This window comes from Hymenobacter radiodurans (assembly GCF_004355185.1).
GTDB lineage: Bacteria > Bacteroidota > Bacteroidia > Cytophagales > Hymenobacteraceae > Hymenobacter > Hymenobacter radiodurans.
Window position 1 is genome coordinate 3,890,392 of record NZ_CP037922.1, and the last position, 20,800, is coordinate 3,911,191.

At 54.5% G+C, this 20,800-nt stretch carries 17 protein-coding genes; 4 read left to right on the forward strand and 13 right to left on the reverse strand.

What is annotated here, in order from left to right:
- Both EPD59_RS17725 and allB read right to left on the reverse strand, forming a co-directional pair.
- Window positions 1-1,245, reverse strand: a complete 1,245-nt coding sequence (locus EPD59_RS17725; RefSeq protein WP_133274742.1) for an allantoate amidohydrolase — start codon at window positions 1,243-1,245, stop codon at window positions 1-3.
- Window positions 1,246-1,249: 4 nt separating this feature from the next.
- On the reverse strand, window positions 1,250-2,626 hold the full coding sequence (allB, locus tag EPD59_RS17730) for an allantoinase AllB (RefSeq protein WP_240731475.1): 1,377 nt from the start codon (window positions 2,624-2,626) through the stop codon (window positions 1,250-1,252).
- Window positions 2,627-2,683: 57 nt separating this feature from the next.
- On the opposite strand from allB, the gene pucL reads away from it, so the two are divergent.
- On the forward strand, window positions 2,684-3,529 hold the full coding sequence (pucL, locus tag EPD59_RS17735) for a factor-independent urate hydroxylase (RefSeq protein ID WP_133273956.1): 846 nt from the start codon (window positions 2,684-2,686) through the stop codon (window positions 3,527-3,529).
- A gap of 79 nt (window positions 3,530-3,608) precedes the next feature.
- On the opposite strand, the gene EPD59_RS17740 is transcribed toward pucL, so the two are convergent.
- From EPD59_RS17740 to EPD59_RS22830, 5 genes are all read right to left on the reverse strand, one after another.
- On the reverse strand, window positions 3,609-4,577 hold the full coding sequence (locus EPD59_RS17740; RefSeq protein WP_133273957.1) for an XdhC family protein: 969 nt from the start codon (window positions 4,575-4,577) through the stop codon (window positions 3,609-3,611).
- A complete protein-coding gene (locus EPD59_RS17745) occupies window positions 4,543-6,849 on the reverse strand; it encodes a xanthine dehydrogenase molybdopterin binding subunit (RefSeq protein ID WP_133273958.1) in 2,307 nt (768 codons plus the stop codon). The genes EPD59_RS17740 and EPD59_RS17745 overlap by 35 nt, the downstream gene beginning before the upstream one ends.
- Window positions 6,850-6,964: 115 nt before the next feature.
- Window positions 6,965-7,372, reverse strand: coding sequence for a hypothetical protein (locus tag EPD59_RS22820; RefSeq protein ID WP_317128540.1), 408 nt, complete (start codon window positions 7,370-7,372; stop codon window positions 6,965-6,967).
- Window positions 7,312-7,752, reverse strand: a complete 441-nt coding sequence (locus EPD59_RS22825) for an FAD binding domain-containing protein (RefSeq protein ID WP_240731476.1) — start codon at window positions 7,750-7,752, stop codon at window positions 7,312-7,314. The genes EPD59_RS22820 and EPD59_RS22825 overlap by 61 nt, the downstream gene beginning before the upstream one ends.
- Window positions 7,731-8,396, reverse strand: a complete 666-nt coding sequence (locus EPD59_RS22830; RefSeq protein ID WP_240731477.1) for a 2Fe-2S iron-sulfur cluster-binding protein — start codon at window positions 8,394-8,396, stop codon at window positions 7,731-7,733. Before EPD59_RS22830 ends, EPD59_RS22825 begins: the two co-directional genes overlap by 22 nt.
- A 605-nt stretch (window positions 8,397-9,001) precedes the next feature.
- Between EPD59_RS22830 and EPD59_RS21980 the strand changes: the two genes are divergently transcribed.
- From EPD59_RS21980 to EPD59_RS17760, 3 genes are read left to right on the forward strand one after another with little or no spacing between them, the layout of a single operon-like run.
- Window positions 9,002-9,679: a carboxypeptidase-like regulatory domain-containing protein gene (locus EPD59_RS21980; protein ID WP_205703437.1), complete on the forward strand. Its 678-nt coding sequence runs from the start codon at window positions 9,002-9,004 to the stop codon at window positions 9,677-9,679.
- Window positions 9,676-11,967 carry a SusC/RagA family TonB-linked outer membrane protein gene (locus tag EPD59_RS17755; protein WP_205703438.1) on the forward strand — a complete coding sequence of 764 codons (2,292 nt, stop codon included), beginning with the start codon at window positions 9,676-9,678 and terminating at the stop codon, window positions 11,965-11,967. Before EPD59_RS21980 ends, EPD59_RS17755 begins: the two co-directional genes overlap by 4 nt.
- Before the next feature lie 53 nt (window positions 11,968-12,020).
- Complete coding sequence (locus EPD59_RS17760; protein WP_133273959.1) at window positions 12,021-13,664, forward strand: RagB/SusD family nutrient uptake outer membrane protein; 1,644 nt, start codon at window positions 12,021-12,023, stop codon at window positions 13,662-13,664.
- 134 nt (window positions 13,665-13,798) lie between these two features.
- On the opposite strand, the gene EPD59_RS17765 is transcribed toward EPD59_RS17760, so the two are convergent.
- From EPD59_RS17765 to EPD59_RS17790, 6 genes are all read right to left on the reverse strand, one after another.
- Complete coding sequence (locus EPD59_RS17765; protein WP_133273960.1) at window positions 13,799-14,440, reverse strand: hypothetical protein; 642 nt, start codon at window positions 14,438-14,440, stop codon at window positions 13,799-13,801.
- Window positions 14,441-14,873: 433 nt separating this feature from the next.
- On the reverse strand, window positions 14,874-16,541 hold the full coding sequence (gene rny / locus EPD59_RS17770) for a ribonuclease Y (protein WP_133273961.1): 1,668 nt from the start codon (window positions 16,539-16,541) through the stop codon (window positions 14,874-14,876).
- 112 nt (window positions 16,542-16,653) lie between these two features.
- Entirely contained in the window at window positions 16,654-16,944 is a 291-nt protein-coding gene (locus EPD59_RS17775) for a cell division protein ZapA (RefSeq protein WP_133273962.1), read from the reverse strand.
- Window positions 16,945-16,972: 28 nt separating this feature from the next.
- A complete protein-coding gene (locus EPD59_RS17780) occupies window positions 16,973-17,269 on the reverse strand; it encodes a hypothetical protein (RefSeq protein WP_133273963.1) in 297 nt (98 codons plus the stop codon).
- A gap of 136 nt (window positions 17,270-17,405) precedes the next feature.
- Window positions 17,406-19,826, reverse strand: coding sequence for a phenylalanine--tRNA ligase subunit beta (pheT, locus tag EPD59_RS17785; protein ID WP_133273964.1), 2,421 nt, complete (start codon window positions 19,824-19,826; stop codon window positions 17,406-17,408).
- A gap of 171 nt (window positions 19,827-19,997) precedes the next feature.
- Window positions 19,998-20,618: a DUF1684 domain-containing protein gene (locus EPD59_RS17790; protein ID WP_133273965.1), complete on the reverse strand. Its 621-nt coding sequence runs from the start codon at window positions 20,616-20,618 to the stop codon at window positions 19,998-20,000.
- Between the last annotated feature and the right edge of the window lie 182 nt (window positions 20,619-20,800).

Sequence of the window (20,800 nt, forward strand, 5' to 3'; positions counted from 1 at the left end):
TTACGAATGGTGGGAAATGAGTTGGGTTAGGAAGCGCTCGGCAACCCGCAGCGCGGCCGCTAGGTCGGGCAGCTCCACGCTTTCTAAAGGATTGTGGCTAATGCCTTTAAAGCAACGCACAAATAGCATAGTGGCCGGCGCGACTTTGGATATCGGCACGGCGTCGTGGCCGGCCCCACTAACCAGCGAAACGACTGGGTAGCCGGAATCGGCGATGGCGCGGGCTAGCAGGCTGTTTAAGGTAGCGTCGCACGTCACTGGGGCCGTCTGCTGAATGAGGTTCCAGGTCAGCGTGATAACGCGCTGATCCGCAATGGTTTCTATCTTTTCTCGCAGCACGTGATAGGCCCAGGTTAAGCGTGCTTCATCCGCGCTCCGCAGATCAAGGCTGCACACCACTTCACCGGGAATCACGTTGCTGGCCGCGTGACGAATATCGAGCTTGCCCACCGTTGCAACCAGCGTCTGCTGGTGATCCTGACCAAACTGCTCGATAGCCAAAATAGCTTCGGCGGCGCAGCACAGCGCATCCTGCCGCATGTTCATCGGCACCGTGCCCACATGGCCGGCCATGCCTTTGAAGACCATTTCCACGCGCTGCTGCCCGGCAATGGCCGTTACGAGGGCCACCGGAATGGCACGCTCGTACAGCACCGGGCCTTGCTCAATGTGAGCCTCGAAGTAACCCAGCCAGTTATCGGCGGGAATTGCATCGTGCGTAAGCTGCTGCGTATCGCCGCCCATGGTTGCCACAGCTTCCGCCAGAGTGACACCAGCCGCATCTCGTTTTTGGAGTAAGTCAGCCTCAAAAAAGCCCCCTACAACCTTACTACCTAAGTAAGTAGTATGAAACCGGCAGCCTTCCTCGTCGCTGAACGCAATAAGCTCTATGTGAAACGGTAGCTCGACTCTTCGTTGCACGAGTTGCTCCAGCAAATCCAGTCCCAGCAGCACGCCTAATGGTCCATCGAATTTGCCGGCATTTACCACCGTGTCAATATGCGAGGCAATAACGAAGGTTTTGGCTCCCGGCCGTAGGCTAATCAGTCGGCCACGCACGTTGCCGATGCTATCAATGCGGGTTTCGAGCCCCGCTGCATTCATCCAGCTTTTTACTAATGCGCTGCCCGCTAGAAAAGCAGGCGTACCAAAAGTGCGCGTTATGCAGCTTTGGTCTTCGCTAATAGCGGCCAGGGTGTTAATGCGCTGTAGGAGTTGCTCGGCTCGGTGTACGTAGGCATCCATGCAGCTAGCGCGTAATGATTTCACCCTGATTGAGGTGCGTGAAGTTGGGTTGATCATACACCTGCTGCCCCTTCAGAAACGTTTGGGTCACCACGCCCCGCAGCTCTTGCCCAATGTAAGGCGACACCTTATGCCGATGGTGCAGCATATCAGCCGTTACAATGAAGGCTTGATCAGGCTCCAGCACCAGCAGGTCGGCATCATAGCCTTTGGCAATTTGGCCTTTGCGCGCTTGCTGCCCAATGAGTTTCGCGGGGTTCGTGCTTAGCCACCGAACGATGTCCGTCAGATCGGCTCCACGCTTTTGGGCGGCAGTCCACAGTACGGGCAGGGCCAATTGCAACGACGCAATGCCGCCCCAGGCCGTGGTAAAATCTCCGCTTTCCAGCTGCTTCAAATCGGGCGGCGCGGGTGAGTGGTCGGTGGCGACGAAGTCGATAATACCAGCCTGTAAAGCCCCCCACAGCTCATCATTGTTGGCCTGCTCCCGAATAGGCGGAGCGCATTTGAACTGCGTCTGCCCGTCATTAATGTTTTCAGCGTTGAAAAACAGGTAATGCTGGGCAGTTTCTACGGTCAGTGGCAACCCGTTGGCCTTGGCCGCAGCAATCGGCGCAATAGAGTTGGCCGATGATAAATGCACGATGTGCGTAGGGCAATCATACTCCTCGCACAGCCGAATCATCAGCGCCACGGCTTCATCTTCCCACTGTTTGGGGCGCGAGGCGAGGTAATTTTGGTACGACCGTTTATCCCCGGTTTTCCAAGTCTCATCGTTTGTGGTTAGCTCACAGTGCACCAGCAGCGGCAGGCCGTGGCGGGCCAGAATCGGCATCACTTGCCGTAGGTCTTGCTCGGTGGCATTGGGAAAATCGTCGATGCCGGAATGGGTCAGAAACGCCTTGAACCCAAGCACTCCATGATTAATCAGTCCTTCTATCTCGCTGGCGTTGCCCGGCACAATGCCGCCCCAAAACCCGCAATTAGTGTGCAGCTGACCTTTCGTAGCAGCTAGCTTCAGCGCTAGGTTAGCGACTGAAGTTGTCACCGGCGCTGAGTTCAGGGGCATATCCACCAGCGTGGTAAGGCCGCCGGCTAGGGCGGCGCGGGTGGCTGTATCGAAGCCTTCCCACTCGGTGCGGCCGGGCTCGTTGATATGTACGTGGGGGTCAATTACGCCGGGCAGCACCGCCCGATTTTGCACGTCGATAACTGGGCAATCGACAGCCGTAGTAGCCGGCACCACGTCCACAATCTGGCCATCCCGGAGCAAGATTAGCGCCTCCAGTATGCCCTGCGGCGTCACTACGTTTTTACTTTTTATAGCTGCGTCCAGCATGCGAGGGGGCAGAATGGGCGATGAACAAGATTGGTCCTTCAATCTAGCAGGATAATTTTCTAGATTGGAAATCTTTCCATGCGTAACCAGCCAACGAGAATGGGTATCAAACTAGGAATCAATGCCTACGGCAAAAACGCGATTAATCTATCCAAGATTATCCGTCACGCCGACCACCACGAGTTTCGCCAGATTTCGGTGAGTGTGGCGCTCGAAGGCGAGTTTGAAACGGCCCACACACTCGGCGACAATTCAACCATTCTCCCCACCGACACGCAGAAGAATACGGTGTATGCGCTGGCTAAAGAGCATTTTACTACCACTATCGAAGCCTTTGGAATTCACTTGGCCAACTTCTTCTTCACCCGAAATCCGCAGGTAAGCAAGGTCAGAATTGAGATAATAGAGCACGGTTGGCAGCGCATGTCTTTTGATGGAGAAGCGCACACGCACGCCTTCACGGGCGGTAGCTCAGAAAAGCGTCGCGCCATCATCACCCAGACCGCCCAAGGCGTGCAGGTTTCCGCTGGTCTCCAGGATTTATTGCTGCTAAAAACCACTGATTCAGCTTTCGAGAAGTATATCCAAGATGAGTACACCGTCCTGAAGGAAACTACGGACCGCATTCTGGCTACTAAATGTGAAGCAACCTGGAAATACACAACCTCAGACCTAGATTTCGAAGCCACTTACCAGATGATTCGCACGTCGCTGCTGCGCACGTTTGCCGGGCACAAGAGTCTTTCGGTGCAGCACACCCTGTATGCCATTGGGGAGCAAATTCTGCTGGAGAATGAGGTAGTCAAAGAAGTCAGCCTCATCATGCCTAACAAGCACCATATTCCCTTCAACCTAGAACAGTTTGGGATGGAGAATAACAACGAGATTTTCATCGCTACCGATGAGCCCTTCGGCTATATCACGGGCACAGTAGTGCGGGACTAACCGTTTTTAGTGAACGATAAAAAAGCCCCCCAAACGTCATGCAGAGCACCGCGAAGCATGAACGGCGGTAAGGTATTGATTACTTCATATTCTTCACGGCAATTAGTTGCGCGGCAATGCTGATGGCTATTTCTTCGGGTGTTTGACTGTTGATGGGCACACCAACTGGGGCGTGCAAGCGCTGTAGCTGTTCAGGCGGAATGCCCGCTGCTTGGTAGTCAGCAAGCATCTTTTCTATCTTCTTTTGGCTGCCTAACAAACCTAGAAAACGCAACTTCTTGTTCAGCAGCGCCCGCACGGCAATATCATCGGTGCGGTAGCCTACCGTCATGATAACCACGTACTGATCTACGCCTTCGGGGATAAGCTCTTGTAAGTCGGTGTAATTGGCGACGGTCGTTTTATCGTGGACGAAACTGTTCTCTAAGAACGTATTAAGTTGCGGTCGGTCTTCATAGAGGTGAACTCGGAAATCGAGCGACTGCAACAAGCGCGATAAAGCCAAGGCGCAGTGGCCGCCACCGATGAGATGCAGCTGGTATTTATGACCAATTTTCTCCTGATACAGCCAAGCATCTGCGGGCTCCGGCCGAAACAAATAATCTTGCGCTGGCTGCTTGCTTACTTCGAAAAAAATGCCCCCCGACGTCAGGGTCAGCGTGCCGGTTTGCTCGTGTTGGAGAGCTGAGAGCAGTTGCTGAATTGCCGTGGCATCCGTTTGCCGCACGGGGTATAGCAGCACAGTTTGCTCGCCGGAGCAAATCATCCCGCTTTGGTCTTGGGGGGCTTTTTTGTTATGAATCTGGCGGTGCAAAGAGCTTACTGGTGAGGGCTGCACGAGACACTCACGGGCCAGTTGCACCAGCTTGTGCTCCATAATGCCACCACCAATGGAGCCCTGCATAGCGCCGTGCGCATCTACACTCATTGCAAACCCCTGCCGGCCCGGACTACTGCCCTGACTTTGCACCACATACAGCAGCATGGCTGGAACGCCACAGCGCAAACTTTCGCTAAGAAGCAGCCACGTGGCGCAGGCTCTGTTCATGTACTTGTGGGGTGCCGGTGGCCGACTGCGGATATAACCCAAGCAATACTTTCTCCGGGGTCATCGGGGCACCAAAGGCGATAGGAGAAGTTGGATTGAATGCTTTAATAGCATTGCGCAGGGCGAAATAGGTGCCAATTCCATACATAAAGGGCGGCTCGCCTACGGCCTTGGAGCGGAAAATAGCGAGGTTGTCCTGCTCGGTTTGCAAGGGTTCGATGGAAATTTCCTTCGGCACCGAATAGATATCAGGAATCTTATAGGTAGAGAGCGTATTGGAGCGCAGCCGACCGGCCGGGTCATAAAGCAGTTCTTCGAGCGTCATCCAGCCTATTCCCTGCACAATACCGCCCTCAATCTGGCCACGATCCACGGCGGGGTTCATGCTGCGCCCAAAGTCGTGCACCACCCGTACCGCGTCTACTTGATAGGTGCCACGCAGACAATCCACGGTTACGGTGGTGATGGCGGTGCCATAGACGTGGTAAGCGAACGGGTGGCCTTTCTCGGTAGCCTTATCGAAGTGCACCTCCGGCGTGGCATAGTGGGCGTGCTCCGATAAGCTCACGCGCTTTAGAAAAGCGGCTGTAACCAGCTTTTTCCAGTCTAGCTCTGTTTGCTGGCCGTTGAGTAGTACTTGTTCATCCCGAAGTTCAATAGCGGTTTCGGATGCTTGCAGGACCTGAGCAGCAACCTCTTTCAGCCGCTGCACAATGGCTTGGCAAGCCAGCTGCACGGCCTTGCCATTCAGGTCAGCGGTAGCGCTGGCGGCGGACGGCGACGTATTGGCGATGCGGTTGGTGCTGGTAGTTTGCACCCGCACTTTGCTGGGGCTGATGGACAAGGTTTGGGCCGCCACTTGCAGCATTTTCGTGTTCACGCCCTGCCCCATTTCCACGGCGCCGGTGCTCACTTTCACGCTACCATCATAGTAGATATGTACCAGCGCCCGCGCCTGGTTCATCGATGTGTTGGTGAAGGAGATACCAAAGCAGACCGGCATCAGGGCCAAGCCTTTTTTATAGAGCGAAGAAGAGGCATTGAATGCTTCAACCTCCTGTCGCAGCTTTTCCACATCGTATAACTCTTCCGCCTTGTGCCAGCAAGCATGCGCTTCGCTCACAGCTTTTTGCCCGAAAGGAAACTCGTCGCCAGTCTGATTTAGGTTCTTTTTCTGAATTACACAGGCCTCTATACCAAGCTTTTCGGCAGCAGTAGCGATGGCGGCTTCCATCACAAACTTAGCTTGCGGACCGCCAAAACCCCGAAATGCCGTATTGGGGGGCAAATGCGTGCGACAACTGTAGGCCGTGGCCCGCACATTGGGGATAAAATAGGTGCCGGTAGTGTGAAACAACGTTCGCTCCATAATGGCCGGCGACAGGTCGGCAGCGGCACCGGCATTCTGGTAGAAGTCGACCTCGTAGGCTACGATTTTGAGGTTTTTATCCAGCCCAATTTTAAAGTCGGAAGAGTATGGGTGGCGCTTGCCGGTCATGGCCATATCCTCTAGCCGGTGCAACACATATTTTACCGGGCGGCGCAGATGATGCGCGGCCAGCGCGCACAGGGCTACCCAAGCATTAGCTTGATCCTCTTTGCCGCCAAAACCGCCCCCCAGCCGAATCACGTCTACTTCCAGCTGGTGCATGGGCACACCCAGCACCCGCGCCGCCGTACGCTGCCCGGCCGTGGGGCTTTGAGTTGAAGAATAAATTTTTAACTCGCCGTTCTCCTGCGGAATAGCATAGGCGCACTGCGTTTCGATATAGAGGTGCTCCTGGCCGTTGGTATCGGCTGTACCTTCAAACACATACTCGCACTCCTCCCACACTTGCGTTGTATCACCGAGCCGGAAGGTGCGGGGTGGCACAATCAGTTCGCCTTGAGCATGTGCCACACGCGGGTCAGTAATTACTGGCAGCGGCGTGATATCGACCTTAATTTTCTTTACCGCCGCTCGTGCCGCTTCATCCGACGTAGCCACGACAAAGGCAATGGGCATTCCACAGAAATCTACTTCGTGCTCCGCCAGCAGCGGCTCATCCGGTATGATACCGCCAATCTGGTTTTCGCCGGTAATATCTTGATGAGTAAAAATGCGCACCACGCCGGGTTGCTGCGCGGCCTCTGCCAAATGCAGCTGCTTAATATGTCCGTGCGCGACCGGCGAACTAAATACAGCTCCAAATAGAGTCCCGGCTACCAACGGAATGTCATCCAGGTAGACTGACTGCCCTCTTGTATGGTTACCGGAATCTATATTTTTCATGGTAGTGACTGATGATCAATGAACGTCAGGCAGAGCGGAGCATCTCGCATGCTGACGCAGGAGTAGCAATCTAACGGCGCATGCGAGATGCTCAGCTTGCGCTCTGCTTGACGTTCTATTTTTGGAATGTCTGTGACTGTTGCATCAATTCCTGCACATTCAACTGGGGAAACAATGCCAGGAAGTGTGCTTTAATCAACTGGTTCAATAGAAGTCGCTTGTAGGTTTCGGTGCCGCGGGCGTCACTGATGGGTGCTATTTCGGTCTGCGCGATTTCCAGCGCTTTTTGAATAAGCTCTTCCGAAACCTCCCTGCCTACCAAGAACTCGGAAGTCTTGTGAAGAAGCATTGGAATTGGGCCTACGCCACCGGCCGAAATTGCAGCTGTTATGAGTAAGCCATCCTGAACCGTGAAGCAGCAGGCCGAGTTGACGCTGGCGATATCCAGATGAGTGCGTTTGCTTACTTTTTCAAAGTTGAAGCGGGTAGCCGAGGCAGGCAGTTCAAACCAGATGGCCGTGATATTCTCCTGGGGGCTTTTTCTAAAACTTTGTAGCCTTTGTAAAACTGACGCAACGGAATTTCGCGCGCCGTATGCCCGTCGCTGAGCACCAGCTGCGCATCCAGCGCTAGGAACATAATCGTCAGGTCACCAATGGGGGAAGCGTTGACGAAGTTGCCCGCCACGGTGGCCATGTTGCGGATCGGTGTGGATGACACCAGCCGCAGAAACGGACGAAACGCAGGGAAGTACTCCTGCATTACCGCCGACTCGGCTAAGTCGCTTACCGTGGCCGCGCCGCCAATCACGCAGCGGTTTTCCTTGCGGACAATCCCTTGTAAGTCGGCCTGATTGAACAGAAAACGAGCAGCCAACTCTTTCATCTGGTCATGCTTCTGCACATATAGATCGGTGCCGCCCCTACAAACTGTAGTGTTCCGTTTAGAACGTGCCCATTGGGTGTGCCATCCGCTGCTAGCGCCCGCAGCCGGCTTTTAATCGAAGTAAAATACTCGGGCATAATCTGTTGCCGCGCGACGAAAGCGGCCGGTTCCTCCCCTTCACTTGCTGCTAGCAACTGCGCAACTTTAGCGGCCGCCCGCTCAATGGATTTGTAGCCCGTACACCGGCAGATGTTGCCGTCCACAGCCGCTATAGCGTTTTGGGCCGTTGGTTTTTGCCCGCTCAAACAGAAGCCCGCCAAAGAAACTACAAAGCCTGGCGTACAAAACCCGCATTGCGTCGCCGATTCGTCTACCATGGCCTGCTGAATAGGGTTCAGCTGCTCCATATTTATGCCCTCCACCGTCACCACATGCTTACCCTGCACGTTGCTCAGGGGCGTAAGGCAGGAAGTATACGAGCGGTAGCGCACCTGATCCTCCACAAGTTCGCCTACCAGCATTGTGCATGCGCCACAGTCACCTTCCCGGCACCCGATTTTGGTGCCCGGCAGGTGCTGATGATAGCGCACAAAGTCTAGCAGCACGGTACCCGCCGGCAAGTCCGTATCTACTTCTTGATTGTTGAGAATAAACTTCAGCAAGGGAAAAGCATTTGAGGTGGTTGCGGAAGTTACTTGATTTGAGTGAGATAATCGTGAGTGGCGGAGTAGAGAAAACGCGGCTACAGAACAGTAGGATAGCCGCGATGATAGCTATTGGGTCTGCGCTGGTAAAGTCACGGGCAATGTGACTCCAGGAGTGGTTCTACAGTCAGCCTATTCATAGCACCGCAGGCTGTCAAAACGCAGACGCAAGTGGCAGTATGAGCCATCAATTGCCACGCTCCTCATTCTCGCTTAACCGAATAGAAACCAAGCTATTCCACCAAGAGGCGAGCGAGATGAGTCAGCCGGCAACGTTCCCGATAACGATTGCATAAAAAAAAAGCCCCCAGCCAAATCAAAGGCCGTGGGAATATTTAACATTATACCACAGTAATCTCCAAAAAGAGGTTTTCTAGCGATTCTATGACGCTAGTATTTTGTCGCTTGAGCCATCACAGAGCCTAGGTAAAGACTCGGGTAGAAGCGACATTCTGCAGAAGCTACTCATGACTTCTGTCGCGCACGAACGCGGCGCCCTGCATACATACCTAACGTGGCCTTAGAGCCACGTAACTCCTTCTATTCCAATCTATCCACATTACATGAAGCACAAACTACTCTTACCAGCAATCTTGCTCTGCGCAGGAATGCCGGCTTGGGCCCAACAATCCCGTTCGGTAACGGGACAGGTGCTGGACGCCGTCACCGGTGAAGGACTACCGGGCGTAACGGTACTGGTCAAAAACACGACCGTTGGTGCTTCGACTGATCCGGATGGCCGCTTTTTGCTGAGCGTGCCCGACGGTAGCGAAGCCAGCCTGACGGTGAGCTCAATCGGCTACCTGACGCAAACGATTACCGTTGGCTCGCAGACTGACCTCAAAATCAGGCTCGCTCCCGATCGTAAGGCCCTCGATGAGGTGGTTGTAATTGGCTACGGTCAGGTTAAAAAGAGTGACGTTACGGGTGCCATTGTTTCCGTGAAAGAGGCCGACCTGAAAAAGGTGCCCGTGGCGAACGTCATGGAGTCGTTGCAGGGACGGCTGCCAGGCGTTGACATCGTTAGCGCCGGGGGCCAAGCCGGAGCGCCGGTGAATATTACGGTGCGCGGCAACCGCTCTATCAATGCCAGCAACGGACCGCTGTTTGTGGTAGATGGGGTGCAGTACAACTCTATTCAGGACATCAACCCCAACGACATTGCCTCCATGGAGGTGCTCAAGGATGCGGCCTCTACCGCCATCTACGGCGCCCGGGGGCAAATGGCGTTATTATCGTGAGCACCAAGAAAGGCGCGGCAGGCAAAACGCGCGTTACACTCAACTCCTACTATGGCATCACCGACCGAGTTTATTATCCGAAGGTGAACAACGCGGCCGAGTTTGTGGCGCAGAAGCGCGAAGCCAACCGCACCAGCGGCCGGTGGGCTACCGTCGCCGACGACCCGAAGATTTTCACGGCTGCAGAGTTGGAAGCCATTGCCAACGGCACCTCCACCAATTGGGCCGACTTGCTGTTCCGCGATGGGGTTCAGCAGGAGCATCAGATTGGCTTGTCGGGCGGCTCGGAGAAGACCAAGTTCTACCTGTCGGGCGATTACTACAACGAGCAGGGCCTGTTTCGCAACGATAACCTCAACCGCTATTCTTTTCGGGCTAACCTCGACCAGGCTCTCAATGACAAGGTCAGCATCGGCCTACAAAACCAGCTGACGTACTACAACCAGAATACCCGCCGCGACCCCACCAACCAAGCGAATAAGATTAACCCCCTCGGTACGCCGTATGATGCGGATGGTAACATCATTAACTATCCTAACAACCAAGCCTTTATCAACCCATTGGTAGATGAGCTGCCGGACAACTACGCCAATAATACCCGCACTACGCGCACTTTCTCCACGGCCTACATCAGCTACCAGATTCTGCCGAGCCTGAACCTGCGCTCCAACCTGGGTTTGACGCTTTCCAACGGCCGCACGGGCATTTATCAAGGCCAATACACCCTCGACCGCAACGGACAAGTTTCGCAGTCGTCGTACGGTACGCAGTTCGACACGAACTGGAGTTGGGAGAACATTCTTAACTACAATAAGACTTTTGGCAACCACTCGCTGACGGCCACTGGCGTCACGTCGCTGCTGACGTTCAATACCGAAAACTCCAACGCGCAGGGCCGCAACCAGCTGCTGGCGTATCAGGAGTTCTTTGCCTTGGCTAATGCGAACCAGCAAGTTGGCATCAATAGCGGCTACACCGACAGCAAGCTGATTTCGTTCACGGGGCGCGTGCAGTACGGCTTCAAAGGCAAGTATCTGCTAACGCTGACTGGCCGCGAAGACTTATCGTCGAAGCTGGCGCGGGGTAATAAAGGCTCCTTCTTTCCCTCGGCCGCCGTGGCCTGGCGCATCATCGACGAGGAGTTCATGAAGGACATGACGTCGGTAACGGATCTGAAGCTGCGCGCTAGCTACGGCCGCGCCGGTAACTATGACGTGCCCGCGTACTCATCGCAGAGCTTGCTGTCGCGGATTCCGTATGCGTTTGGCGAAACCGCTGCCGCCGGCTACACCTTTGCCAACCGCATCGGCAACCCCGAGCTGGGCTGGGAGATTTCGCTGACTAAAAACGTCGGCCTCGATTTTGGCTTTCTCGATAACCGCGTGACGGGCTCCGTAGATGTGTACGACACCGAGACCAGTGACTTGTTGTTAAACCGCTTCCTGCCACTGTCTTCCGGTGTATCATTTATCACCCAAAACATTGGCAAGACCCGGAACCGTGGGGTAGAAGTGGGCTTGAACGCACGCGTTGTCGAGCGGGAAGATTTCACTTGGAACGTAGGCCTGACGTGGTTTAAGAACAAAGAAGAGATTTTGGAACTGGGCACCGGCGCCAACGACATTACCAACGGCCTGTTTATCGGCTCGCCGGTACGGGTGTTCTACGATTACGAGAAGATCGGCATCTGGCAAACGGATGAGGCTGACGCGGCCAAGGCATTTGGCCAAAAGCCCGGTCAGATCAAGGTAAAAGACCTAGATGGCGACGGGCGCATCACGGCGGCCAACGACCGGCGCGTGCTTGGTACGGCCGTACCCAAGTGGAGCGGCAGCATCAGCAGCGACCTGAGCTACAAAGGCTTCGACCTTTCGTTCCAGGTGTTTGCGCGCATCGGGCAGATGATTAACTACGACTACGCCCAAATTTTTGACCCCCAAGGAATTGAGAATAGTTCGCGCCAGAACTACTGGACACCTGAAAACCCTTCCAACGATTACCCACGCCCCGACGCGGCCCTGTCGAAGAGCACGCTCCAGAATGGTTTGTTTGGCACCACGCTCGGCTACCGCGACGGCTCATACGTGAAGCTGCGCGGCGTGACGCTCGGCTACAACCTGCCGGCCTCTTGGCTGGAAAAGGTGGCTATCAGTTCGGCCCGCGTGTATGTGCAGGGCAAGAACCTGGTGACGCTCAGTGAGATTGACAACTACGACCCTGAGCGTGGTGGTGCAATCACTACTCCCATTCCGCGCGTGGTATCAGCGGGCATCAACTTAGGCTTCTAGGGGGCTTTTTTGGAGCCATTGCCTGTGTTTTCAACCAGTATTTGACGAAGAAGATGAAAATATCAAAGATAACTTTAGGCGTTGCGGCCTGCGCGCTGGCCTTTTTAACCTCGTGCGAAAAGCAATTGGAGGAATACAACCCTTCTGGCCTGACCGCCGATGCCGTGTACACCACACCAGCCGGTTTTGAGAGCTTAGTAAACGCAGCGTACTCCTACACACGCTGGTGGTACGGCAAGGAAGACGGCATCAGCATGTCGGAAATGGGTACTGACCTCTGGCTCCGCGGCGCCGGCGACGTGAACCCCGACCTGACGGAATACACCACGCTGCAATCCAGCTCGCGGGCGGTGGAAAGCGTGTGGGGCAAGCTGTATACCGCCATTAACCTTTGCAATGCCGGTATTTCGCGGGTAAAAGATTCGGGGATGACGGATGCGCAGAAAACGGTGCGTGAGGGCGAACTGCGCTTTCTGCGGGCTTTCTACTACTGGCACATCGTGGAGACCTGGGGTGGCGTACATTTCACCACTACCGAAACGTCTGGAGTGCAAGCCACTGCCAACCGCACGCCAGTTGATACCTTTTACAACCAAATTGTTGAGGATTTGAACGTAGCAGTTGCTAATCTGCCAACTACTACCGCCGAGTACGGCCGCGTGACCAAGCCGGCGGCGGAAGCGTTTCTGGCCAAAATCTACCTGACACGGGGCGACAACCAGCAGGCAGCTACGCTGGCGCAGAAAGTAATTTCGGGCTACAATTTCATCCTGCTCCCCCGCTACGCCGACCTATGGTCGATGACGAACCTGGAAAACCGGGAAATTGTGTGGGCCGTGAACTACACCAAGGAGCTCACATTAAATGACCGAGTAGACAACACACTTTATCCTGATGGGCACTCGCGGGGAGGGAATAATGGCCATTTGATGTGGCTGATGAAGTATGATGATCAGCCTGGTATGGTTCGCGACGTTGCGAATGGCCGGCCCTTCAACCGCTTCATGCCGACCAAGTTCCTGCTGAACCTGTTCGACGAAACCAAAGACTCGCGCTACGCCGCTTCCTTCCGCACAGTGTGGCTGGCTAACACGGCCGTAGCCGGTCGTTTCGCCGTGGGCGATACCGCCATTCTGGCCACTAAAAAGGTAATTCCTGCTTCAGTACAGGCGTCAAAGAAGTATGTTACCTACGACGTAAACACGATATACAACGCCAACGGCACCGCCAAAAACCGCTTGCAGTATGTGTGCCTACGCAAGTTTGAGGACCCTACTCGCCCTACCATTCAGGAGGAGCAAAGTGCCCGCGACGCCTACGTTATTCGTTTGGCCGATGTGTATTTGATGGCCGCTGAAGCGCAGTTTAAGCTGGGCAACACGGCACAGGCTACCACCCTCATTAACGCTGTGCGGGAGCGGGCTGCCCTGCCTGGTAAAGCCGCTGACATGCGCATTACGGCCGCCAACCTGAGCCTCGACTTTATTCTGGACGAGCGGGCCCGCGAACTAGCCGGTGAGCAAGTGCGCTGGTTCGACCTCAAGCGCACGAATAAGCTCGTAGATCGGGTGAAGGCCAATAACCCGGAGGCAGGCGCCAGCATTCAGCCGTATCATACGGTGCGACCTATTCCGCAGCGTCAGCTTGATGCTATTCTGAACAAAGAGGAATTTACTCAGAACCCAAGCTACCGGTAGGCTTTATAGCGTCAGGCCCAAGCGGCATTTTATCTATGCGTTCGGTAACACCAAAAAAGCCCCCAGCACAAATGCTGGGGGCTTTTTTGGTGTGGTACAGTGTACTGTGATGCTACTAAATGTTTCAGCGTTATTTAGTTGCTCCTTAACTTTTTATACAACTCAGCGGGCATTATTATCACTCCTAATCCTAGTAACACGGAGCCGTCTGCTAAAACACTTTTCTGCTCTTCTCTCATCTTCCCACAAGGCACAGAAATACCTACCGTTGCTTGGCCTTGTAGCCACGGTGAGCCTAAACGCCAGAACCATGATGGTTCAAAGTACAGCATAGATGGCTCGTATGCAGGCACATCATTCAGTGTAAGCCGATTAACCTTCACCCAGGTAGCCCGCATTGTTGCGCCCATAATACGCTGGTTTCCTCTGGCTGAAGTATCAAAATGAGCTACGCTAGCTTCTCCGAAGTATTTGTGATACGCTCCGCGCCAATCTGGTTTTTTAACCTCGCCATTGCCAGTCACCGGAAAGCCGGAAGGAAAGCCACCAAAGCCTTGAGCCCCATACACCCGGCCGCGACCTTGGCCTACGCCACTTAGTAAGCTGAAGCGTAGGCTCGGTCGAAAAATCGTGGTATAGTATCCAACTCCAACTTCGTATTGCCTATTGCGCGTGAAGCTGTAGGTACTATCCGGCGTCTTGGTAGCTGCTACAATATGTCCTCTCGCTGCTACTTGCAAATGCTGGACAGGCGAATACGCTATACTGCCTTCCATAGCGGGTACACGTATGTTTCCATTAACCTCCACTGCGCCTTTCTGCCGAACAAGCGATGGGCTAGGCAAAATAGGTTGGTATAGTGTACAGCTAGTAGTTAAGCTTAGTACCAACAGAGATGCTGTGCCAGTAAACTGATTCTGTAAAAGCGAAGTCACTTGGGGGTTATAAGAGGAAGATCAATAGTACTCTAGCACTCCCTCCTTTTCAACCCAAGTTGTGCGATAATCAGACTTTACAAAGTATCTAAAGCCATACAGATCTCAACAATTCGCAGCTAAAAGCTTGCGTTAGAAGCCATTTTCACAATTCTGCATGATTCCAATTCAGACTTCTTTCTTTTAATAAATTTATAACCTGCTTTTGGAATTTGTAATAAAAAAGCCCCCAGCACTAGTGCTGGGGGCTTTTTTATTACTCTAAATGAAGCCTTTACTTGGCGTACGCTACAGCGCGCATCTCCCGAATGACGGTGATTTTAATCTGGCCGGGATACTGCATTTCCTTCTCAATCTTCTGTGAGATTTCGTAGCTCAGCTCTTGGGCACGGTCGTCGGTTACGTTGTCGGCATTCACCATCACGCGCAGCTCGCGACCCGCCTGAATAGCGTAGCACTGGAGTACTCCATCGAAGCTTACGGCTGTTTCTTCCAGTTGCTTGAGGCGCTTGATGTAGCTCTCCATCATCTCGCGCCGAGCGCCGGGGCGTGAGCCGCTGATGGCGTCGCAGGCCTGCACCAAGGGCGAGACCATGGCGGTCATCTCAATCTCGTCGTGGTGAGCACCGATGGCGTTGATGACGTCGGGATGTTCTTTGTATTTCTTAGCCAGCTCCATGCCCAAGATGGCGTGGGGCAGTTCGGGCTCCTCAGTGCTTACTTTACCGATGTCGTGCAGCAGACCGGCGCGCTTGGCGTGCTTCACGTTCAAGCCCAGCTCGGCAGCCATAGTAGCGCAGAGGTTAGCTACTTCGCGGGAGTGCTGGAGCAGATTTTGGCCATAGCTGGAGCGGAAACGCATCCGGCCAACCATCTTAATCAGCTCGGGATGCAAGCCATGAATACCGAGATCAATGATAGTCCGCTCACCGATTTCCACGATTTCCTCGTCGATGTTCTTGCGGGTTTTAGCCACAATTTCCTCAATGCGCGCAGGGTGAATACGGCCGTCTTTCACCAGCAAGTGCAGCGACAAGCGCGCTACCTCACGGCGCACCGGGTCGAAGCCGGAAATAATGATTGCCTCAGGGGTATCATCAACGATGATTTCCACCCCGGTAGCAGCTTCCAGTGCACGAATATTACGGCCTTCGCGGCCAATGATCTTGCCCTTGACGTCGTCCGATTCAATGTTGAAAATCGATACGCAGTTCTCAATAGCGTGCTCAGCGGCCGTGCGCTGAATCGTCTCCAGGACCACTTTCTTAGCGTCCTTCGTAGCCGAAAGCTTAGCCTGCGCTACCACATCTTTGATATAGGAAGATGCCTGAATTTGCGCTTCGTTTTTCAGTGACTCAACTAGCTGCTCGCGAGCTTCGGCCGCCGACAAGTTGGCGATGGTTTCGAGTTGGTGCTGCACATCGTGGATGCGAGCATCGAGGTCGTGCTCTTTTTGCTGAAGCTTAGCTTGCTGAGTTTCGAGCGTTACGCGGCGCTTTTCTTCCTGACTGTCGAGACGCTCGCGCTGCTGTTGAGCATCGGCCTGAAGCTTTTCGCGGAGGGTTTCTAAGTCCTGCTCTTTACGCTGTAGTTGTTCGAGCTGCTTTTGCGTGGTTTCGGTGAGGCGCTTGATGCTCTGCTCCTGCTCAAGTACGGTGGCCCGGCGCTCTGTTAACTCTTGCTCTAACGCTTGCTTTTGGCGTTTGCTTTCCTGCTCAAACTCGTTCTTAAGCTGGCGAAATTTATCCTTGGACTGCTGAATACGCTCGTCGCGGGTGCGGTTGGCTTGGGCCTCAGCCTCCTGAAGAAGTTGTTGGGCCCTAGCTTGCGCCTGGGCTTCGTGGTCCTGCCTGGCCTTGCCGGCCAGCAGGCGTCCTAGCACCACGCCGGCCACAAGGGCAACGATGGCGGCTAGAACAATATAGATTATGTAGTTGGGCATGAGTTATGGTTTTTAGGGGGTACTACTAAACCATAACAAAAAAATCTGCCCAACAATCTCCAAGTAGCGGAGCGTAGGCCCCGCCCGGTCGGGCATAAAACTGCGCCAATACTCAGCCGAGTACCAGCGACGAAAGCAGATTATCTAAGCGCGTAAGGCGCTCAGTAAGAGCTGCATCAGTGCCATCCTTCTCTTTGCTGACTTTCAAGCCGTCAGCCATTGTGGATAGGGCAATCATGGCTAGCAAGTCTTGCTTGTCCTGAATGCCGTACTGTTCGCGAAATTCCTTGATCCGTTCGTTGAGCTGACGCCCAGCCAGGCGCAGACGCTCCTCTTCCAAGGGGCTAACGCGCATGGGGTAGTCCCGTTCGGCAATACGGATTTTAATGGCTAAGTCACTCATCAGCAATTGGCTGGACGTTCGATGGTCATTACTCCCTCAAATAGGCAAGGCACTTATCAATCTCGCGGATATATTCGTTTAGGCGCAGTTTAAGCTCGTTGGCGTTGGCAGGTTCCTCTGCTATGGTATGGACAAGTTTAGCGATATTCTCCTGATTCTGGAAATCCTTGAGCTGCCGTTCCCGGTCGCGCACATCGGCGTGAAGCTGCTGAATGGTGGTTTGAGCATCGGCCAGTTCCTCGCGCAACTGCTGATAGGCAGCCACTAAGGTGGTTACCTGCCGCTCTAGGCGGTCTAGTTGAGCGAGCTGCTGAGAGGAGGCCATGCGGGAGAATTATTTTTGAGAAATAAGCGCCACAGTAAATTTGCCGTCTGCTTCGCTTAGGCAATTTGGCAGGATTTCACCTGTTCCCCAAACTTCAAGCTAGGAGCACGAGTTCAAACCTACTGCGGCGCTTGGGCTAACGACGAATTACGGCGCCTGCCTGCTTTTCAAATTGTTGGATCAGGCGCTGCATCACGCCGTCGATGGCTTGGTCGGTGAGCGTCTGAGTGGGGTCTTGAAGATTGAAGCTAACGGAGTACGACTTCTTACCTTCCGGCAGTTTGTCACCCTCATACACGTCAAACACATTCACGCCTTGCAGCAGCTTGCGCTCAGCCCGCTGAGCAATCTGGCGAAGCTGATCGAAGGTTACGTTTTTGTCTACTACCAGCGACAAGTCGCGGCGCACCTCGGGGAACTTGGGCAGTTCGCGGGCCACGAGGGCGTTCTTGTATTTCTTCACCAGCCAATCCCAATCCAGCTCAGCATACCACACAGGCTGATTCACGTCGAGGCGCTTCAGCACTCCCGCAGAAATGCCCCCCAGATGTGCGACCGGCTGGTTTTGGGCCAACAGCGTGAGACCACCAGCTAAATATTGGTGCTGCACTGGCTGCGAGGTGGGCGAGGCGTGGCCCAGAGCCGTCAGCACTTGCTGAACGGCACCAGCCAGATGATGGAAGGTAGCCTTGTCGGCTTCATGCTGCCAGGTTTCGGCGGTGGCGTTGCCGGTGAGCAGAATTATGAGGCTGTTTTTCTCCTCGTACTGACCGTCAGCTTTGCGTAAGTAGGTTTTGCCGAACTCGTAGAGTTTGAGGTCGCGCTGGCGGCGGTTGAGGTTGTAGCGCACTACTTCCAGGGCGCTGTGCAGTACCGTGGGGCGTAGCACGTTCAGGTCGGCGCTGTTGTAGTTCAGCACGCGCACCAGGGCTTCGTTGGTTTCACCTTCGGCTTCGAAGTAGCGGGCGTTGGTGATGGAGTTGGTGATGATTTCCGAGAAGCCTTGGCCGCTAAGCAGACGGGAAGTATTCTGGCGCAGAATCTCTGGGTCAGGATTCGGAAATTTGGCTAGGAAGGAAGCTGAATTGTTCGGACGCAAAGCCACGTTGTTGTAGCCGTAAATGCGCAGGATTTCCTCAATTACGTCAGCCTCGCGGGTTACATCCACCTTAAAAGGCGGCACAATCAACCACCAATCATCACCGGTTTCATTTTGAATAATGATATCCAAATCAGTCAGGATCTGGCGGATTTGCTCCGGCGCTATGTACTGACCGATCAGGCGCTCCACCCGCGAGAAACGCAGGCGTACGGTGAAAGGCAGCACATGCTTCGGGTACTCATCCACGACGGGCGCAGCAATGGTAGCGCCAGCTACTTCCTGGAGCAGCAGGGCAGCCCGCTGCAAAGCCACTAGCACCATGTTTGGATCAGTGCCGCGCTCGAAGCGGAAGGAAGCGTCGGTTTTGAGTTGGTGGGTTTGACTGGTCCGACGCACCACCGCAGGCGTGAAGTAGGCGCTTTCCAGAAACACACGCTTGGTAGCGGCGCTTACACCGGAAGTTTGCCCCCCGAACACGCCAGCCAAGGCCATTGGCTCCCCGCCCCCGCCAGCAATCACTAAATCATCAGCGCGTAGGGTGCGCTCGGTGCCATCCAGCGTTGTGAATTTTTCACCCTCAGCGGCGCGCTTCACGCGAATTTTCTCCCCAGGAATCTGGTCGGCGTCGAAGGCATGCAGGGGCTGGCCTAGCTCGTGCAGCACGAAGTTGGTCACGTCCACTACATTATTGATTGGCGATAAGCCAATACTGCGCAGGCGGCGCTGCAGCCACTCCGGCGACGGACCGACCTGCACGTTCTCCAACAGCAAACCGGCGTAGCGTGGGCAGGCCTCTTCGTCCTCAATCAGCACCTGCACATTCTGCGCGGCGGCTGTGGGGGGCAAAAATGCGCTTACATCGGGCAGTTGGGAGGGCTGGCGCAGGAGCGCACGTAACTCGCGGGCCACGCCGTAGTGAGAGGCCGCATCGGCGCGGTTGGGCGTTAGGCCGATTTCCAGCACGGCATCTGAACCTAAGCCGAAATAGTCGGCGGCCGGGGTGCCATTTGGCAGATCTGTGTCGAGTACGATGATACCGGCGTGGGAAGTGCCAATGCCAATTTCATCCTCGGCGCAAATCATACCCTCGGAAGCGGCGCCCCGAATTTTGGACTTCTTGATCTTAAATGGTTCGCCTTGGGCTGGATGCAGCGTAGCACCTTCTAGAGCTACTACTACCTTCTGGCCAGCGGCCACATTAGAAGCACCGCACACGATTTGGCGCGGTGTAGTGTCGCCTACGGCTACGGTAGTCAGGCTGAGCTTGTCGGCGTCGGGGTGCTTTTCGCAGGTCAGCACTTCACCGATTACCACGCCGCGCAGGCCGCCCGGTATGCTTTCCAGCTCTTCTACCCCTTCCACTTCCAGGCCCGAGCCCGTAAGCAAAGCCGCCAACTCTGTGGCCGATTTATCGGTGGGAATTAATGTACGGAGCCAGTCGAGGGAGATTTTCATGGATAATGGATAAGCAGTAATCAGGAGCCGAATGTACTAGCGCGGAAACGGCGGAATGGGCAAAGGTAGAAATTTGAGTAAGGCAGGCTGAAAGGCCAAGCCCACAAAACTTCTATTCGGTTTGGCGGAGCAAGAACAGCAAACAACCCATTCCTTATGCGTCAACTCAACTTAATCTTTGTGAAATGTCTTTTCGCCAGCCTTGATATACACGGATAAGATGTTCTCGGCGGGCGGCACAGGGCAGGCAAAGGACACATTGTAAGCGCAGAAGGGATTGTAAGCCTTATTGAAGTCCAGCACGATTTCGTCATCGCCTTCAGCCACGGGGTCAGCGTCGAGGTAGCGGCCGCCGCCGTAGGTATCGAAGCCGTTGGTTTTGTCGGTAAAGGGAATAAAAAGCGTGGTGTCGGGGCCATTGGCTTTTCGAAACACAGTGAGGCGTTGCGGCTGCTTTTGCCACTCAAAAGAGGCGCGGCCCCAGCGCAGATACTTTTCGGCCTTGCCGTCGGTGAGGCGCATAGCGATAGTATCGCGCATAGGAAAGGGCTCAAACTCGGCGGTGAGGCGATACGTTTTATCGGGAGCGTAGTAGTGCAGGCTGTCGAACTCCTGGCGCTGCTCGGCGGACAGCGGCGAGCCTTGTACCCGCCGAAACTCGTCGTTTTTGGCGTGGCGCTCCTTCTCGATGCGAGCAACATACTGCTCGTCATTCAGGACGAGGTCTTGGAGGAAATAGCCGAGTACGAGAACTAGGCCGAGGAGAATAAAAAGCTTGGGATTGAGGCGCATGGTAGCAGCAAAGATACCGGGGCGCGACGGCTCTTGCTAGGTTTGCAGCAGAAAAGCCCCCAGTGCCGCCGGGGGGCTTTTTTAAATAACTATGTGTAGAGACGCGACACTTTGCGTCTTTTAGGTTGAAAGACTACCCAAGAACATTATTCCAAACAATCTCAGCAACGTTAAGACGTAAA

Bases quoted from the DNA above. Each gene is read 5' to 3' on its own strand.
- pucL (WP_133273956.1), top strand. From the start codon at position 2,684: ATGGGTATCAAACTAGGAATCAATGCCTACGGCAAAAACGCGATTAAT.
- EPD59_RS17790 (WP_133273965.1), bottom strand. From the start codon at position 20,618: ATGCGCCTCAATCCCAAGCTTTTTATTCTCCTCGGCCTAGTTCTCGTA.
- EPD59_RS21980 (WP_205703437.1), top strand. From the start codon at position 9,002: ATGAAGCACAAACTACTCTTACCAGCAATCTTGCTCTGCGCAGGAATG.
- rny (WP_133273961.1), bottom strand. From the start codon at position 16,541: ATGCCCAACTACATAATCTATATTGTTCTAGCCGCCATCGTTGCCCTT.
- EPD59_RS17780 (WP_133273963.1), bottom strand. From the start codon at position 17,269: ATGGCCTCCTCTCAGCAGCTCGCTCAACTAGACCGCCTAGAGCGGCAG.
- EPD59_RS17745 (WP_133273958.1), bottom strand. From the start codon at position 6,849: ATGAAAAATATAGATTCCGGTAACCATACAAGAGGGCAGTCAGTCTAC.
- EPD59_RS17775 (WP_133273962.1), bottom strand. From the start codon at position 16,944: ATGAGTGACTTAGCCATTAAAATCCGTATTGCCGAACGGGACTACCCC.
- EPD59_RS17725 (WP_133274742.1), bottom strand. From the start codon at position 1,245: ATGGATGCCTACGTACACCGAGCCGAGCAACTCCTACAGCGCATTAAC.
- pheT (WP_133273964.1), bottom strand. From the start codon at position 19,826: ATGAAAATCTCCCTCGACTGGCTCCGTACATTAATTCCCACCGATAAA.
- EPD59_RS17740 (WP_133273957.1), bottom strand. From the start codon at position 4,577: ATGAACAGAGCCTGCGCCACGTGGCTGCTTCTTAGCGAAAGTTTGCGC.
- EPD59_RS17760 (WP_133273959.1), top strand. From the start codon at position 12,021: ATGAAAATATCAAAGATAACTTTAGGCGTTGCGGCCTGCGCGCTGGCC.
- EPD59_RS17765 (WP_133273960.1), bottom strand. From the start codon at position 14,440: ATGGAAGGCAGTATAGCGTATTCGCCTGTCCAGCATTTGCAAGTAGCA.